We start from the raw sequence: 16,466 nt of genomic DNA on the forward strand, positions 1-16,466 counted from the left end.
TTACTCCTTGCTCTCTACAGCCAAAATTTGCAAAATATCAAAAACAGGGGTTTTGCCCTCAACAATCAATTTCTCCACGCTTAAGCCCTCTTTTAGCTTTGATATTCTTTCACCATTAGTTTCTCTATCTTCTTGAAGTGGATTTTCCAGTTTCTTTGCCTGTTTATCAATCCATTTATCTTTAAAAATCGTTACAATTCTCTTTAATTCATTATCGGCCTTTGTTTGACCCTCTTTCAAAACATTTAGCCATTCTCTAAGCCTAGATTTTGGGGATTGCTTATCCCTAAAGCTTAAAATTACTTCTTGTAATGTTTGGATATTTGGTTTAAAATTTAAATAATATGCACCAAAATCACAAGCTATCTCTTGTGAATCATTTTTGATAATCAACTCTCTTTTTCTAATTTCATCAAAACTTCCCACAAAAGAATCTTGAATATTGTGAAACATCAATGATGAAGGCGGATTAGCAGAATCCCTACCCCTTGAATCACTCTTTGCCCTTTGGCACAATTCATTTGCCAATTTTACCGCCATAAAAAAAGGAAATTTCTCATTACAAAAAGCAATCCCAGCACAAGCATTTAGTCTTTCTTTTGATTTATCAAAGCCTTTGACAAAACTAGTATTGTTTTCAAATTCACTTAAAAACTTACAAACAAAATCTATCGCCAAATCTGCATCACACATCAAAGTTACATCATCTCCACCCAAAATAATCTCACGAATCTTCTTATTTTCAATTTGATTATTTTTTGTGGTTGCAAATTCTTTCGCACTCTCAAAAGCTTCTTTCGTAGATTGTTTAATTTGCTTAGAAAACTCCTGCATTTCTTCCACTTTTCTAATCCCACGCACTATTTCCCCAAGCGAATTACCATCAATATGGATAATCGCTATTTTATTCTTTGAATTTCCAATCTTTTCATTAACTCCCTTCAAGTATTTATTTTCCTTAGCCGCTCTATCAAAAGCTTGTAATTTCTGCAAACTTCCAATATCTACACGCCCTTCTTGACATCGTTCATCCAAAGCAGAAAACCCCGTACGTGGATTAATATCCAAAAGAGCAAAATGCCCATCAAGCGGAATGGAATTTTGGTTTCTTGCGACCTTCAACTTTCTCTCTAATTCCTTGATTGCACTATCATAATTATTATCATCATATTCTACAAGAGCCTGCGATATAGAAATCCCACAAATTCGCTCCATTATCTTTTTAGGTAACTCTCTCACAATTTTTCTAGCATCTACTTCATCTTTTAAAATCACGCGTAAATTCCCAGCAGCTTGCACAATCACAATATAATCACTAATTCCAAATTCCTCCTTTAAGTCCAACATATCAAACTGCTTAATTAACTCACTCCCACCAATAATCTCTCTAAGTTTATTAGTTTTAAAAATAAATTCCTGTAACCCTACTAAACTTGCACCATAAATATACTTCATTTCTCTATCTCCCCAACTCTAATCTTTCCAAGTCCAAAAACACATTGCTTACCAACCCCCAGATATTCACCTAGACGCAAGACCTCATAACTTTCTTTATTCAAATTTTTGATACAAACTCTCCCTACTAACCCACCCAAATTCATCATAACTTTTTGACGATTAGAATGCCTAGAAAGTTCCAAAAACCTCAAATCTCTTCCATAAATCTCGCCCTTAATTTCATAAGGGAATTTTTTAAAATCTCGCCCCAAAATTTTCATTTGCCTTTGATAAATTGAATTAATCAAATCTTTTAATTCCAAACCCTCTCCATATCTCAAAAAACTATTGTATTTTTTAATCCGCAGGGGAGTGAGAAATTCCAATACAATTTCCCTCTCAAAAGGCGGTATTTTAATATCCAAACTAAAATTCTCCAATACCCTCAAACTGCCATTTTTATAGCAACTTCTACCATTTACCTGCATTTCAAAATCCACAAATTTACGCCTCTCTTTCCCAAGCCCAATTTGTGTAAAAAGTCTATAAAATGCAGTCACACAATAAGGCAAATACCCAATCACATCTCCAAAAAGATAAAAATCAAAATCATAATTTGACTTCCCAAGCAAAAAATCAAAGCGGTATTTGTGATACACATTTTTATTTTCATAAAACTCATAATACAAGCACTTTTGACAACTCTCACAGCCATTGCATTCTTTGGTTGGATTTATACAAACTACACTTTTAAGCGCATACCCAAAAGCACCTCTAACTTGAGAACCAATGAAATAAGGAGCTTTAGAATCTGCCACCTTAATATTCAACTTCGCATATTTCACGCCACAGACTCCTTGTATTCAAACACATCGCCTTTTATAAACGGAATCTCAAGACAATCCAATTTGCCCCGACTAATTTTATTAATTTTCTTAAAAAACTCTGGATTTTTAAGATAAGCAATATTATACTTATCACCACTATGCAGACTTCCAAGTATTCCGCACACCTCTGCACGCGAGATTTGCTTACGCAAGATTCTAATAGGCATTTCTTTATCTTCAATGATGATTCTAATCAAATCATTATCTTTCCTGCGCTTATAAAAACCAATACCAGAAAAAACAGCCGCAAAAGCCGCCACAATAATAGTAAATTTATCAAGATAATCTAAAATCATCAAAATAATCTCCATATCAACCTTCCTAAGCAATTTATAAAGATTCATTGCAGTAAAATTATATCAGCAATTACAAATAAAAGCTACAAAGGTTACAAAAATGCATATTATTTTGATTTTAGGGACATCAGGCGACAAAAGCATAAAACACACCTATATTTTCCAAGACAAACAGCAAGAATACCGCAACAAACGGCACAACTCCACCGATTTCTTTCTCTCATTAGAGCAGCAATACACCATACTAGGCACAAAAGAGTCTTTTGAACACCAACTCAAGATTTTTGCAGACCACCCCAAATACTCTGCGATTCTAGAGCATTTCAACAACCAAGCTCACTACATTGACCCAAACGATCCCGAAACCCTCTTTGACAAAATCCTAGAAACACTCAAAAGCCTCACAGACAAAACCATTCTTATCGACATCACGCATGGATTCCGCGACCAACCACTACTAGCTACACTTGCAGCATTAATCGCCAAAGTCAATTTCCAAAACAAAATCCAGCTAATCTACGCCCGCGACATTTCACCCACCAACCAACCTCCACAAACTTCGAAACAATACCGCTATGAAATGCTTGATGAATACATCAATATAGGGCTAAAGAGCTTTCTACTCACAAGCTTTATCCAAACCCTAACCATTCCCAAAATCAACATTCAAGACAAGCTAATCAAAGTGTTACAAAATTTCTCACAAGACCTGCACAAAAACAACTTTAATAATCTTTTCAGCACCAGCCTTGAATCCCTCAAAACAGAGCTCCAAAAAGACAAAACCAAAGCCCTAGAAGAGCTAATCCTCCAAATCAAAGACATAACAAACGACTTTGAAAACATCAAATCCAAAAAATACGAATACGAGAAATTCTACGAAATGGCAACCCTAATGCTACAAAAAAACTATTACCTAATAGCCGCCACTTATGCTACCGAAACCCTCCCCCGATACATCAAACATTATTTTTCCAAGCACAATATACTCACACAAAACGCCAAAAAAAACCAAATAGACGAATACACAATCCACAATGCCCTAAACCAATTTATCACAAGCGATACTCAAAACGATAAAATCTTCAATTACGAAAAAGCCTCTTTGCTCAAAGACAAGCACAAAAAAAGCTTTGAAACCTTTGTTAAGATTCTAAGAGGCATCCGGAAAGAAAGAAACAATCTAGCCCACATAGGTAGCTCAAATGCCAAAAACAACCTACCCCAGCACCTAAATAACTTCAAACAAAAGTTTTTAATCCAAAAACCTTTTGAATCTTTCAACTCCACAGATTCTTATGACCACCCCAAGCAACAAGCCCAAGACTTTATCAATATTTTATAAGGATTCCCAAATGAAACTCTTTACATTATTAAATCACGCATTAACACCCACCCAAAAAGACCAACTCCAAACAATGGGGATCACCAAAATCATCCCCATTAGCGACAAAAAATGGAGTGCCATCCCCCCTTACTTAGAAACACTAGATGAGTTTCTAAAGCCCTACCAGCAAACCCTCAAAGCACAAGCACAAAAAGGTGATTATCTCCTAGTCCAAGGCGATTTTGGAGCTACTTATCAAATGGTAAATTACTCCAAATCCCTTGAATTAATCCCAATCTATGCAACCACAAAAAGAATCTCCAAAGAAACAACACTCAAAAACGGCACAATCCAAAAACAAACCCTATTCACTCACTGCATTTTTAGGAAATACTAATGAATTACCTAATCACCTACGACATTAAAAGCAACAAAAAAAGGAAAAAAGTCTCTGATTTCCTTGATGGCTATGGATTACGCGTCAATCTCTCAGTCTATGAGTGCCAACTGACCAAAAAAGCACTCAAAGAAATAAAAACCAATCTCAAAAAAATACTCAATCGCAAAACCGATTCAATCCGCCTTTATCGAATCTGCAAAAACTGCAACAACAAAAGCAAGAGCATAGGCAAAGGAAAAGACCCATTTGCTCCCATAGATTTGAACTTCTAGCGTTCAAAAGAGATTTGCGAAGTTGTCATTTTTTTAAGCCCTACAACACCGATAAATACGCACCCCAAATAACTTAAAATTAGCTAAAATTTAGCAAATCATACTTTTTTTGCATTTTTAGCAAACCAATTTTTTATCCAAACCACACAATTATCGAGATTAGCAAGCATCCAGCTTCCACAATTTTTGCCCAAAATTTGACATTTGCGAAGTTTTTACAAAAAATCTCCCACAAAGCCAAAAAAATATGGGATTAAATAAAGATTTAAGTTTGCTTAATATAAAATCTCAAAATCAAACGAGCCTCGTTGTCTCCAGCTATTTAACAACACGACCCGATTCAAGGGGATTAAGACCTTTACCACAATACTGACGTAAGAAGTCAGTATCATTATTTAACAACACGACCCGATTCAAGGGGATTAAGACCATTGTTATACCACTCATCCATTACTTGACTTTTCCATTTAACAACACGACCCGATTCAAGGGGATTAAGACAAATGTTAAACCTTTAATTTGAAATGCCATTGTAAATTTAACAACACGACCCGATTCAAGGGGATTAAGACCTCCCTAAGGAATTCTGTGTTTTCTGTTTCTTTGTCAATTTAACAACACGACCCGATTCAAGGGGATTAAGACTACAATGCGATAGTTTCTCCAACCTCAAAAAATCCATCGATTTAACAACACGACCCGATTCAAGGGGATTAAGACTATTCCTTTTTTGGAATAACCACATATTCCTTTTTTCGATTTAACAACACGACCCGATTTAAGGGGATTAAGACTTTTTTTAATGCACTCATGAGTGCCTCCTTTGTTTATTTAACAACACGACCCGATTTAAGGGGATTAAGACATGGCGATGTCTTTATTGACACCGCTTACTTTACCGATTTAACAACACGACCCGATTCAAGGGGATTAAGACTTTGGAATCAGAAAATACCACGCTTAAAGCTAAAATTTAACAACACGACCCGATTCAAGGGGATTAAGACATTATTTTGTCTTGATATTTTAATTCTATGTATGCAAATTAACAACACGACCCGATTCAAGGGGATTAAGACAAATTTGCTTCTCCAAAAGGAGGAACATACTATGATTTAACAACACAACCTATTTCAAAAGGTTCTAATTTTCCAAAGATATTAGTATCCATCATTTAAAATTTATGATAATATAGCGTTATATTTAAGCCATACTTTTAAGGAATTCATTTGATAAAAGAACGCATTTTTGCACATTTATTGCCAGATTCATTTCAAATTCTAAGCCACAAAGAAAAAAAGGCTTTTTTAAAAAAAGAAACCATACTCAAGAAAAAAATCCACTATTTTGACTGGACAGCAAGCGGATTAGCCGTAAAATGCATTGAAAAACGAATAAGAAAAATACTACCATTCTACGCAAATCCACACTCAGAAAGCTCCTCACATTCCAAAATCATAGGGGAAATTTACGAAAATGCACGCAAGAATCTCAAAACATTCTTTGGGCTTGATTCTAGTTTTGCCCTCATTTCTTGTGGTTTTGGCTCAAGTGCAGCAATCAAAAAATTTCAAGAAATTATGGGAATCTACCTTCCACCCCAAACCAAAAGCAATCTCAACCTAGAAAATCTCGATAAATCTCTTTTGCCATTAGTCATTATCGGTCCTTATGAGCACCATAGCAATGAATTAAGCTTTAGGGAAGGGTTATGTGAGGTAGTCCGAATCCCGCTTGATACTCAAGGTTTGATTGATTTAGAAATGCTCCAACACATTTTATCAAGCAACACTCATCGCAAAATCATCGCTTCTTTTAGCCTCGCTTCCAATGTCAGTGGCATTATTGCCCCTTTTGCAGAAATTTCGCATTTAGTCCGCAAGTATGGCGGAATTGTGTGCTTTGATATGGCAAGCTCTTCAGCATATTTTGATATTCCTTCACACTTCTATGATGTCGCCTTCCTCTCTCCACACAAACTTCTAGGCGGAATTGCAAGCAGTGGAATCTTAATCATCAAACGCGCCTTAATCAACAAAACCCTACCTCCAACATTCTGCGGCGGTGGCGTAGTGGGCTATGTCTCCCGCACAAGCCAACTCTATTTTGCTAATGAAGAAATAAGAGAAGAAGCAGGCACACCCGGAATTTTAGAGTTTATAAGAGCTTCTTTAGCCTATCAATTACGCGAGGAAATTGGGCAAGAATGGATTGCAAACTCCAAAAAGGAACTAATAAAAATCTTAAAAGAGTTTTTAGAAAATGAATCCAAAATCACAATCTATGGAAACCCAAACTACAATTCAAATGGCACTTTTTCTTTCAATATCCAAAACAAATCCCCTTATGAAATTGCTAATAAACTCTCCAAAGATTTTGGAATCTTAGTGCGTGCTGGTTGCTCTTGTGCAGGACCTTATGGGCATGATTTGCTAGGATTAAAAGACAATACCATTTTTGAACAAAAACCCGGTTGGATTCGGGTAAGTTTGCACTATACACACCAAAAAAAAGAAATCCATTATCTTTGCAATTCTCTAAAAATATTATGCAAATAACCATTTCGTAAGCTTTGATGAAGTTTATTGTATTAAAATAAAATAAAAAATTAAAGTTAGGATTTTGTATGCAACTAAATGGTTCTGAAATGATTATCCACGCACTCAAAAATGAAGGCGTAAAAGTTGTTTTTGGTTATCCCGGCGGTGCTGCTTTGAATATTTATGATGAAATCTATAAGCAAAACTTTTTTGAACATATCCTAACCCGCCACGAACAAGCTGCAATCCACGCAGCAGATGGCTATGCAAGAGCAAGCGGAGAAGTGGGGGTAGCAATTGTTACAAGCGGACCGGGCTTCACAAATGCTGTTACTGGTATTGCCACTGCTTATATGGATTCTATTCCGCTTGTAATTATTAGCGGGCAAGTCCCAACAACTCTTATTGGAACCGATGCTTTTCAAGAAATTGACGCAGTGGGTATTTCTCGCCCCTGCACCAAACATAACTTCCTTGTAAAAAGCATTGAAGAATTACCAAGAATCCTAAAAGAAGCCTTTTATATCGCTAGAAGTGGTCGCCCCGGTCCTGTGCATATTGATTTGCCCAAAGACATTAGTGCCACTGTTGGCGAATTTAATTATCCAAATGAAATCAAACTACAAACCTATAAGCCAACTTACAAAGGCAACCCAAGACAAATCAAAAAGGTAGCACAAGCCATTTTAGAATCCAAAAAGCCTCTTTTATACATTGGCGGAGGCTGTGTTGCTTCCAAAAGTTCAAATTTAATAAGGGAGTTTTGCGAAATTACCCATATTCCTGTTGTCGAAACGCTAATGGCAAGAGGGATTATGCCATATAATCACCCTGATTTACTTGGAATGGTTGGAATGCATGGAAGCTATGTTGCTAATATGGCAATGAGTGAGACAGACCTCATCATCGCACTTGGTGCAAGATTTGATGATAGAGTAACTGGCAAGCTAAGTGAATTTGCAAAATATGCACAAATTGTTCATATTGATATTGATCCTAGCAGCATTAGTAAGATTGTTGATGTTACCTATCCTATTGTGGGCGATGTAAGCAGTGTTTTAGAAGAGCTTTTGGGGCTTATCAAAAATGATTTTGAAGTCAAAAATATCTTGCCTTGGAAGGAAACACTAGAGCGTTACAACAAACTACACCCCTTGAGTTATGAAGATTCACAAGAGGTTTTAAAACCACAATGGATTATAAAAAAAGTTGGTGAAATTTTGGGCAATGAAGCCCTTATCTCCACAGATGTAGGACAACACCAAATGTGGGCAGCACAATTTTACCCCTTCAACTTCCCGCGTCAATTCATCACAAGTGGCGGGCTAGGGACAATGGGCTTTGGGCTACCTGCTGCAATGGGGGCAAAAAAAGCTTTCCCTAAAAAAGTTTCTATCAATATCACCGGGGATGGTTCAATTTTGATGAATATTCAAGAATTAATGACTTGTAGCGTCTATAATATTCCTGTTATCAATATTATTTTAAACAACAACTACTTAGGAATGGTGCGTCAATGGCAAACATTCTTTTATGAAAATCGTTATTCCAACACTAATTTAGAGATTCAACCAGATTTCATCAAACTTGCTGAATCCTTTGGCGGCGTTGGCTTTGTGGTAAATACAAAAGATGAATTTGTAGAATCCCTCAATAAAGCCATCAATTCTAATAAATCTGCCTTGCTTGATGTGCGAATTGACCGCTATGAAAATGTATTGCCAATGGTGCCAACAGGCGGTGCATTGTTTAATATGATGCTAGAGTATAAGGAGTAAGCAATGGAGATTAAACGCATAATTACCGTAACAGTTTTAAATGAACATGGGGTTTTGTCTAGGATTAGTGGTTTATTTGCAGGACGCGGATACAATATCGAATCACTTACCGTTGCACCCATTTTTGATACAAATCTTTCAAGAATCACAATTACCACACAAGGTGATAAAAAGGTTTTAGAACAGATTCTCAAACAACTCCACAAACTCATTCCTGTCCTAAAAGTCTTAGAAGATGAAAGAATTATCGAGCAAGAATCGGTGCTTGTAAAGTTTTCCAACAAAGAATCTTTAAGCGAACTAACCGCTATTTTTGCAAGCTATAATGGAAAAATGCTTGAAGTCAATGAAAAATTTGCAATTTTTATGGCTTGTGATTGCCATACGCGTATCAATGGATTACTTCAAGCAATCCAAACTTATAAACCAAAAGATATTACAAGAAGTGGAATTGCAGCGATTGAAGCAAATTAAGGAGAAAAAATGCTATTAGGAGAAATTGTCGCTTTTTTAAAAGAAAAAGAAGTATTAGAACAAGTCTTAGAATGGAGAGGAAACTGGGAGAAACATTCTAATCTTTTTGATACTCAAGAGATTTTGCACATCAAGCCACCATTAGAAGCCGATGATTCTTGTATTACTTTCTTAGAAAAGGACAAATATCTATCTGAAATCACACAAAGTAAAGCCAAAATTATCCTCACACGCTCTGTTTATTTGCAGCATATTCCCAAAACTGCTCTTGCATTTATTTGCGAGAATCCCTATCTTGCAATGGCATACCTTACAAATTTTTTTGCAAAACCTCTTTTTAGCTCTAAAACACCTCCAAAAATTGCTACAAACGCCACTATCGCTACAAACGCCACTATCGGCAATGGAAGCGAGATTGAAGAAAATACCATCATTATGGCTGGGGTTGTGATTGGTGAAAATGTCAAAATTGGAAAAAATTGCATTCTTTATCCTAATGTGTGTATTTATAATGATTGTGAGATTGGAGAAAATGTAATTATCCACGCAAATAGTGTTATTGGAAGTGATGGATTTGGCTATGCACACACCAAAAATGGGGAACACATCAAAATACACCACAATGGTAAAGTAGTGCTTGAAGATGAAGTGGAAATTGGTTCAAACACTTCCATAGATAGGGCGGTTTTTGGGGAGACAAGAATCAAAAAAGGCACCAAAATTGATAATCTTGTCCAAATTGGGCATAATTGTAACATCGGAGAATATAGCATTATAGTCTCTCAAGCTGGCATCTCTGGCTCTACCACAACAGGACGCAATGTTGTTTTAGGAGGGCAAAGCGGAAGTGCTGGGCATTTGCATATTGGAGAATTTACACAAATTGGTGCAAGAGGGGCAATTGCAAAAAGCGTCCCAGCGTATGGAAAATTCTCCGGACATCCTTTATTGCCCATACAAGATTGGTTGAGATTGCAGGCTATTTTTAAGAAAATGCTCAAAAATAAGTAATTTCAGTTACATTTAAGTTCTACTTCAATATACTCCTTTAAGCAAGGCTAAAAACAGCAACCTTAAAAGGAGAAAGCAATGAAAGAGGAAAGAATCTTTAAAACTATCCCCCTAAATGATACAAAAAATGGAACTATTAGTTTTGCAATCATTAAAAATCCCTATGAGGAAGATGGCAATGTTGTTGTCAGTATCGGCATTATGATAGATGATACAAAACCAGAGTGGAAAGTCCATATACCCTTCTCTCAAATCAAAGAAGTAAGGAAGATTCTCAAAAAAGCTCACAAAAAATATAAACCAAGCAAAAAAGGCAAACAATGAAACAAAAAATCAAAAAACTAGCTTATACAATCCCTCTTGATAGCGATTATATCCACGATGCCAATATCGTCGTTGCCAAAATCAATGTCCCAAGCAAAAAAGACAAGAAACAAACGGCAATTTCTATCTCACTCAATCTCAATGATGATACAAAAGACATTACTCATCCCGAATGGAAAGTCATCATTCCCAAACGAAAAGTCAAAGAATTGCGTAAAGCCCTCAAAAGAATCTGCAAAGATTGATTTTGCAGATATTAGCTCTTAAAGCTTTCTAGGGCATTTTGGATTCTCTTTATTATTTCCTCTTTCTCCAAGCTAGCAAGCAAAGGGGCGATTCCTACGCCGCCACTCTTTCCAAGCAAAACATAACGCAAAGGCATAAACAAAACCTTTGGTTTAACCCCATGAAAATCCGCAAAAGTTTCTATTTCGCTTTCTGCTTCTTGCGGATTATCTATGGGCTTTTTAAGCGATTGAATATAAATACTAAAATCTTTTAAGAGTTTTATATTTTCTTCACTTGCGACTTTTTGTTTCATCTTTTCATCAAAATTTTGTGGAGCCTCCAAGCACTCTTTTGTAATCATCACAAAATCCACCAAAGTTTTAGAGCGTTCTTTAATTTCTGGATAGAGGATTCCTTGCACTCTCTCTTGTGGAATATTCAACCCAAAGTTTTTTTGCAACAAAGCATTTAGAGATTCATTGTTCAATTCTTTGAGATAATGACTATTAAGCCACAAAAGCTTTTCTTGATTGTATGCTGAGGGCGAAGAGTTCAAATCATTTGGATTAAAATACTCTAACATCTCTTGTTTGCTAAAAATCTCTTGATCGCCATGACTCCAACCAAGCCTTACAAGGAAATTCAAAAGTGCTTCTGGCAAATAACCCATATCTTTATATTCCATCACACTCATTGCACCATCTCGCTTGCTAAGCTTATGCCCTTGTGGATTAAGAATCATCGGCACATGAAAAAACTTTGGCACTTTAAATCCCAAAGCCTCATAAATAATAATTTGCTTAGGTGTATTGCTCAAATGATCATCTCCCCTAATCACATTTGTAACCCCCATTAACGCATCATCAACCGCTACACAGAAATTGTAAGTTGGCGTTCCATCACTTCTAGCGATGATAAAATCATCAATTTCTTTTGCTGCGATTCTCATCTCGCCCTTAACCCCATCACTAAAGCAAATCTCGCCACTTAAAGGTGCTTTAATTCTCACTACTGGCTGTATTCTGCTTGGGGGTGTCCCTTGAAAATCACGATAACGATTATCATAACGTGGAGTCTCCCCTCTTTTGCGTTGTTCCTCGCGCAATAAATCCAATTCTTCTTTACTCATATAGCAATAATACGCCTTGCCCTCTTTTAGAAGCTGATCAATGTATTGCTGATAAAGCGGAAATCTTTGGCTTTGATAAACGACCTCACCATCATAATCCATTCCAACCCACTCAAAGGCTTGAATAATAGCCTCTTTTGCATCGGTAGAATTTCTTGCTAAATCTGTGTCTTCAATCCTCAAAAGAAATTTTCCCCCATTAGCCCTTGCATAAAGATAGTTAAAAAGTGCTGTTCTAAGTCCTCCAATATGCAAATAACCAGTCGGAGAAGGTGCGAATCTCGTGATTATTTCTTCCATTATCCAAAATCTCCAAAACTCAAAAAATTTTGAAAATATTACCAAATTCTTACTTGTAAAATTTATAAGTTTTAAAAAAATCAAGATTCTTTGTTATTTTTGCGAGGCTCTTGCATGATTTTTGCAATACTTAGGGGCATTTTGGGGTTGCCAAATCAAGCCTCAAATCTTTAAACCAAGCTTAGAATCCACATTCAATCAACCCCTTAATCCACTTTGATTCTCTAGTTTTGCAGCTCTTGCCTATATTTCTCCACATCGATAGCTTTGATAACTTTTGCAGGATTTCCTCCCATAATGGTATTACTCGGCACATCTTTGGTAACCACAGCATTTGCCCCTATGATAGAATTTTCTCCTATCCTTACTCCGGGCAAAATAGTTGCTGCCACACCTATCCACACGCGTTTTTCTATATGTATGGGCTTGCAAATAGTCGTATTGCGATTAAAAGGATTGATATCGTGATTAATCGTAATGAGATTGACTTTAGGACCGATAAACACCTCATCATCGATATAGATTCCACCTCTATCCATAAAGGTGCAGGCGGAATTGACAAAGACATTTTTGCCAAAATGGATATTACGCCCAAAGTCTGTGTAAAAAGGCGGGATAAGCCACAGAGTAGAATCTATCGCCCTCCCTGTGATTTGGCTTAGTAGCTCACGCACTTCCTCCTCACTTTTCTCCCCACTATTAAGCCTACTTACAAGCCTTTGTGTGTGTTTGATGACTTCAATTATCGGGGCGACTTCGGGCGATTTGCCATCTAGTGGCATTCCTGCTAAATCTTTTTCAAATACATTCATGATTTGCTCCTATGCGTATAACTTTTGGTAGTGATAATCTTCTTTCATCTATCAATCTTTAGGTGCTTTATCGCCCCCCCCCCCCCTCATTATGAGATTCTTGAGAATCTTCATAGCAATGTGTAGTGGGATTGCATTTTTTATACTGCTTACTTTGAGGGTTAAACCCATCAAGATTCTTTTCTAGCATCTCATCATACACGCCAATCTTATAATTCAGTGTCTCTAGCACCGCCTTTAGCTCATCGATATTATCTGCCACGATTTCACGCTGCCTAGCGATGATGTCCCGTCGCTCTTGTGCCGTCTCATCGCCCTTGTTAGCGAGGTTTATGTAGTGCTTGATGGTGGGGATATCCATTTGGGATTTGCGAAACCAATTAATCCATCGCACCCACTCCACATCACGCTCACTAAAATACTTGACTTGATTATCGTCTTTCTCCACAAACGGAAACAAACCCTTTTTTGCCCAAAATCTAAGTGTATGTGAGGATACACCCGTCTTTTTCTCTACTTCTATAATTGTATATGCCATTTTGCCTCCCTTTAAGATTCTAAAGTTTTTAAAAATACAAAAACAATTATAAAACATTAGAGTTACTCTAAGTCAAGGGAATTTAAAAAATATTTGCAGATAATGAATTATAAAATACATAATTTGCACTCAAAAGATTATAAAAGTTTCTTTAGCATTTATGTAAATTTAACTAAAATAGTAACAATCTAAATTATTAAACTAATTTATAAACAAAATCACCACTATTTAGGCTTTACCAAAATAAATGATACTATTAAAACTGGCTTAAGACAAATCAAGCTTGTTATATCAAGCCAAGCAAAATAGAATAAGGGCAAACTTTATTACTAAGATATAAATAGAAGATTTTTATATTTCTATTTACACTCTTTTATCCATGATATTTTCTGTTGTTTCTTAAACTACAACCTTTATTAATTTGCACTATACCTTTGCATGCTCTCAATAAACTTCTCATAATCTTCTGGAATTCCGATATCTATAAAATAGCTCTCAAAAATCTTTGTCTGAATCTGCAACTCCCTATAATACTTGCATAAAAATTCTTCAAAAGAAAATTTATCCTCCAAAATAAACTTATCAAAAATATCTTTAGCCACAAGATAAGTCCCGCCATTTATATAGCCCTCTTTGATAAATTTCTTTTCCTCAAAAGACTCCACAAATCCGTTTTTATCAATCTCGACTGCACCATAGCGATCAAAATCATACATCCTTTTTAGTGCAATACAAATTTTACTTTTTCCAAGCTTCATTTCCTCCAAAGGAATCTCAAAAAAGGTATCCCCATTTAATACATAACAATCCCTGCTAGCAAATTCCAAAGCCTGCTTGATAGCACCACCTGTGCCAAGTGGAATCTTCTCTATACTATAAACAATCTCCATTCCCAAAAATTCATCACCAAAATACTGCTGTATCACTTCATATTTATAGGAAACCGCTAAAATTACCCTTTTGATATTTTGCTTCTTAAGATATTCCAAAACAAAAGCAAGGAATGGCTTATCGCCCACTGGTGCCATAGGTTTTGGCACATCTTTTACAATTTTTCTTAATCTAGTGCCAAGTCCTCCACATAAGACTACCGCCTCACTTATGCCTTGCATAAACTAAAAACCCTTGCCAAATAATTCTTCTTCAACAATTGCACAAATAATATGCCCTATCAAGATATGTGATTCTTGGATTCTTGGTGTTTTATCTGATGGAACTTTGATACAATAATCACACATTCCATTCATCTTTCCCCCACTCTCCCCAGTCAATCCAACACTAATAATTCCCTTTTCTCTGCAAACTTTCAACGCCTCAACAATATTTGCACTATTCCCACTTGTAGAGATTCCAATAAAAATATCTCCCTCCACCCCTTGAGCTTGCACCTGCCTTGCAAATAATTTCTCATAGCCATAATCATTTCCAATAGCTGTTAAGATACTTGTATCAGTGGTTAGTGCAATAGAAGGGATTCCTGGTCTATCAAAATAAAATCGGCTTACAAATTCCCCAGCAATATGCTGTGCATCTGCTGCACTTCCACCATTTCCAGCTAAAAGCGTCTTTTTGCCTTCTTTATAAGCTCTTGTAACTTCTAATGCCACTTTTTTAATCATTTCTATCAAATTTTCATCATTGAGTATTTTTGCTTTTGTGGCAATAGAATCTTCAAAATGACTTTTAATATAAGAATTTACAATTTCCATGATTTTGCTCCTTCTTTTGAAAATGAAAAATCTTGCACATAACCTTGCTCTTGATTTAGCAACTTGATTAATTGATATTTTTTGATAGGATCCACTAAGAAAAACATAAATCCACCCGCTCCAGCACCGCTTGTCTTGCCACTATAAGCACCATTTGCCATAGCCAAATTATAGATTCTCTCTAGCTCATCATTGCTAACAATCTCTGAAATGACCTTTTTAGACTGCCAAGACTTACCAAGAATTTTTGCTAAAGCATCAAAATCCGCCTTGAAAAGTGCCTCTTTCATCGCCACTGCATCTTGCTTGATAGCATGCATAGCTTCTAAAGATTTTTGATCTCCTAGCTTACCTTTCTTATGCTCTTCTATATCTTTAGCCTCTCTTGTAATATTTGTAAAATAAAGCACCACCCTTGCTTCAAGCTCACTAGCTATCCAATTTTTAATACGCAATGGATTTACAATGACGCGTTTTTGATCATAAAATTCCATAAAATTAAAACCGCCAAAAGTCGCCGCGTACTGATCTTGTGCTCCACCTACAATTCCCATATCCTCACGCTCAATTTCAAAAGCAAGCTTGGCAATTTCATATTCTCCAAGGGGCAAATTCAACCACTCCGCAAAAGCCTTGATGATTCCAACCACCAAAGTAGAACTTCCACCCAAGCCACTGCCGCTAGGCACATCAGAATAAGTATGCAAAGAAAAGCTCAAAGGCTTATGCACAAAATCCCTAACAATGCGATTATAAATGGCTTTAAAAATATCTAAATTCCCATCATTTTGAAGATGCGAACTACTTTGGTATTTGGCATATGAGTTTGTATCAGGAGAATCAAAAATAATAGTCTCATCATCCCTTTCTATTAGTGTGCAATGAATGTAGAGTGATATCGTGGTATTTAGGACATAGCCTGTATATTTATCACAATATAAGTTAATATCTGTTCCTCCTCCTGCTAATCCTAATCTCAATGGTGTCTGTGAGCGAATAACCAT

The 16,466-nt window shown here is 36.2% G+C and carries 18 protein-coding genes and 1 CRISPR repeat array; of the genes, 9 read left to right on the plus strand and 9 right to left on the minus strand.

What is annotated here, in order from left to right; translation table 11 throughout:
• From EL247_RS07610 to EL247_RS07620, 3 genes are read right to left on the minus strand one after another with little or no spacing between them, the layout of a single operon-like run.
• Positions 1-1,455 carry a Cas10/Cmr2 second palm domain-containing protein gene (locus EL247_RS07610; protein ID WP_104745558.1) on the minus strand — a complete coding sequence of 485 codons (1,455 nt, stop codon included), beginning with the start codon at positions 1,453-1,455 and terminating at the stop codon, positions 1-3.
• Positions 1,452-2,282 (minus strand): CRISPR system precrRNA processing endoribonuclease RAMP protein Cas6, encoded by an 831-nt coding sequence (gene cas6, locus EL247_RS07615; RefSeq protein ID WP_158653934.1) that lies wholly within the window; start codon positions 2,280-2,282, stop codon positions 1,452-1,454. The genes EL247_RS07610 and cas6 overlap by 4 nt, the downstream gene beginning before the upstream one ends.
• Entirely contained in the window at positions 2,279-2,635 is a 357-nt protein-coding gene (locus EL247_RS07620; RefSeq protein WP_104745559.1) for a hypothetical protein, read from the minus strand. Before EL247_RS07620 ends, cas6 begins: the two co-directional genes overlap by 4 nt.
• Before the next feature lie 85 nt (positions 2,636-2,720).
• Here EL247_RS07620 and EL247_RS07625 point away from each other — a divergent pair, with 85 nt between their 5' ends.
• The 9 genes from EL247_RS07625 (at position 2,721) to EL247_RS07665 (ending at position 10,991) form a co-directional block, all read left to right on the plus strand.
• Entirely contained in the window at positions 2,721-3,965 is a 1,245-nt protein-coding gene (locus EL247_RS07625; protein WP_104745560.1) for a TM1812 family CRISPR-associated protein, read from the plus strand.
• A gap of 10 nt (positions 3,966-3,975) precedes the next feature.
• A complete protein-coding gene (gene csx20, locus EL247_RS07630) occupies positions 3,976-4,344 on the plus strand; it encodes a CRISPR-associated protein Csx20 (protein WP_104745561.1) in 369 nt (122 codons plus the stop codon).
• Positions 4,344-4,619, plus strand: coding sequence for a CRISPR-associated endonuclease Cas2 (gene cas2, locus EL247_RS07635; RefSeq protein ID WP_104745562.1), 276 nt, complete (start codon positions 4,344-4,346; stop codon positions 4,617-4,619). The genes csx20 and cas2 overlap by 1 nt, the downstream gene beginning before the upstream one ends.
• 320 nt (positions 4,620-4,939) lie before the next feature.
• Positions 4,940-5,698: a CRISPR direct-repeat array (repeat unit 36 nt; unit sequence ATTTAACAACACGACCCGATTCAAGGGGATTAAGAC).
• A gap of 180 nt (positions 5,699-5,878) precedes the next feature.
• Positions 5,879-7,177, plus strand: coding sequence for an aminotransferase class V-fold PLP-dependent enzyme (locus tag EL247_RS07640; protein ID WP_082230465.1), 1,299 nt, complete (start codon positions 5,879-5,881; stop codon positions 7,175-7,177).
• Positions 7,178-7,245: 68 nt separating this feature from the next.
• Complete coding sequence (locus EL247_RS07645) at positions 7,246-8,937, plus strand: acetolactate synthase large subunit (protein ID WP_104719218.1); 1,692 nt, start codon at positions 7,246-7,248, stop codon at positions 8,935-8,937.
• 3 nt (positions 8,938-8,940) lie between these two features.
• A complete protein-coding gene (ilvN, locus tag EL247_RS07650) occupies positions 8,941-9,411 on the plus strand; it encodes an acetolactate synthase small subunit (RefSeq protein ID WP_005021430.1) in 471 nt (156 codons plus the stop codon).
• 9 nt (positions 9,412-9,420) lie between these two features.
• Entirely contained in the window at positions 9,421-10,422 is a 1,002-nt protein-coding gene (lpxD, locus tag EL247_RS07655) for a UDP-3-O-(3-hydroxymyristoyl)glucosamine N-acyltransferase (RefSeq protein ID WP_104745563.1), read from the plus strand.
• 78 nt (positions 10,423-10,500) lie between these two features.
• A complete protein-coding gene (locus EL247_RS07660; RefSeq protein WP_054195130.1) occupies positions 10,501-10,746 on the plus strand; it encodes a hypothetical protein in 246 nt (81 codons plus the stop codon).
• Complete coding sequence (locus tag EL247_RS07665) at positions 10,743-10,991, plus strand: hypothetical protein (protein WP_005021434.1); 249 nt, start codon at positions 10,743-10,745, stop codon at positions 10,989-10,991. The genes EL247_RS07660 and EL247_RS07665 overlap by 4 nt, the downstream gene beginning before the upstream one ends.
• 11 nt (positions 10,992-11,002) lie before the next feature.
• Here EL247_RS07665 and gltX read toward each other — a convergent pair whose 3' ends face one another.
• From gltX to hddA, 6 genes are all read right to left on the minus strand, one after another.
• Positions 11,003-12,403 (minus strand): glutamate--tRNA ligase, encoded by a 1,401-nt coding sequence (gltX, locus tag EL247_RS07670; RefSeq protein WP_126442158.1) that lies wholly within the window; start codon positions 12,401-12,403, stop codon positions 11,003-11,005.
• 224 nt (positions 12,404-12,627) lie between these two features.
• Positions 12,628-13,215, minus strand: coding sequence for a sugar O-acetyltransferase (locus EL247_RS07675; RefSeq protein ID WP_126442159.1), 588 nt, complete (start codon positions 13,213-13,215; stop codon positions 12,628-12,630).
• A gap of 67 nt (positions 13,216-13,282) precedes the next feature.
• Positions 13,283-13,753, minus strand: coding sequence for a MerR family transcriptional regulator (locus tag EL247_RS07680; protein WP_126442160.1), 471 nt, complete (start codon positions 13,751-13,753; stop codon positions 13,283-13,285).
• Between the two features lie 416 nt (positions 13,754-14,169).
• Positions 14,170-14,865, minus strand: a complete 696-nt coding sequence (hddC, locus tag EL247_RS07685; protein WP_126442161.1) for a D-glycero-D-manno-heptose 1-phosphate guanosyltransferase — start codon at positions 14,863-14,865, stop codon at positions 14,170-14,172.
• 3 nt (positions 14,866-14,868) lie between these two features.
• A complete protein-coding gene (gmhA2, locus tag EL247_RS07690) occupies positions 14,869-15,462 on the minus strand; it encodes a D-sedoheptulose 7-phosphate isomerase (RefSeq protein ID WP_060661290.1) in 594 nt (197 codons plus the stop codon).
• Complete coding sequence (gene hddA, locus EL247_RS07695; RefSeq protein ID WP_060662830.1) at positions 15,450-16,466, minus strand: D-glycero-D-manno-heptose 7-phosphate kinase; 1,017 nt, start codon at positions 16,464-16,466, stop codon at positions 15,450-15,452. The genes gmhA2 and hddA overlap by 13 nt, the downstream gene beginning before the upstream one ends.

Origin of the sequence: Helicobacter pullorum, from assembly GCF_900638355.1 — a bacterium.
GTDB classification, from domain to species: Bacteria; Campylobacterota; Campylobacteria; order Campylobacterales; family Helicobacteraceae; genus Helicobacter_D; species Helicobacter_D pullorum.

What these genes read in the sequence shown, in the direction of transcription:
- EL247_RS07610 (WP_104745558.1), bottom strand. Translation starts at nt 1,455, where the DNA reads ATGAAGTATATTTATGGTGCAAGTTTAGTAGGGTTACAGGAATTTATT.
- EL247_RS07620 (WP_104745559.1), bottom strand. Translation starts at nt 2,635, where the DNA reads ATGGAGATTATTTTGATGATTTTAGATTATCTTGATAAATTTACTATT.
- EL247_RS07625 (WP_104745560.1), top strand. Translation starts at nt 2,721, where the DNA reads ATGCATATTATTTTGATTTTAGGGACATCAGGCGACAAAAGCATAAAA.
- csx20 (WP_104745561.1), top strand. Translation starts at nt 3,976, where the DNA reads ATGAAACTCTTTACATTATTAAATCACGCATTAACACCCACCCAAAAA.
- cas2 (WP_104745562.1), top strand. Translation starts at nt 4,344, where the DNA reads ATGAATTACCTAATCACCTACGACATTAAAAGCAACAAAAAAAGGAAA.
- EL247_RS07645 (WP_104719218.1), top strand. Translation starts at nt 7,246, where the DNA reads ATGCAACTAAATGGTTCTGAAATGATTATCCACGCACTCAAAAATGAA.
- ilvN (WP_005021430.1), top strand. Translation starts at nt 8,941, where the DNA reads ATGGAGATTAAACGCATAATTACCGTAACAGTTTTAAATGAACATGGG.
- lpxD (WP_104745563.1), top strand. Translation starts at nt 9,421, where the DNA reads ATGCTATTAGGAGAAATTGTCGCTTTTTTAAAAGAAAAAGAAGTATTA.
- EL247_RS07660 (WP_054195130.1), top strand. Translation starts at nt 10,501, where the DNA reads ATGAAAGAGGAAAGAATCTTTAAAACTATCCCCCTAAATGATACAAAA.
- EL247_RS07665 (WP_005021434.1), top strand. Translation starts at nt 10,743, where the DNA reads ATGAAACAAAAAATCAAAAAACTAGCTTATACAATCCCTCTTGATAGC.
- gltX (WP_126442158.1), bottom strand. Translation starts at nt 12,403, where the DNA reads ATGGAAGAAATAATCACGAGATTCGCACCTTCTCCGACTGGTTATTTG.
- EL247_RS07675 (WP_126442159.1), bottom strand. Translation starts at nt 13,215, where the DNA reads ATGAATGTATTTGAAAAAGATTTAGCAGGAATGCCACTAGATGGCAAA.
- EL247_RS07680 (WP_126442160.1), bottom strand. Translation starts at nt 13,753, where the DNA reads ATGGCATATACAATTATAGAAGTAGAGAAAAAGACGGGTGTATCCTCA.
- hddC (WP_126442161.1), bottom strand. Translation starts at nt 14,865, where the DNA reads ATGCAAGGCATAAGTGAGGCGGTAGTCTTATGTGGAGGACTTGGCACT.
- gmhA2 (WP_060661290.1), bottom strand. Translation starts at nt 15,462, where the DNA reads ATGGAAATTGTAAATTCTTATATTAAAAGTCATTTTGAAGATTCTATT.
- hddA (WP_060662830.1), bottom strand. Translation starts at nt 16,466, where the DNA reads ATGGTTATTCGCTCACAGACACCATTGAGATTAGGATTAGCAGGAGGA.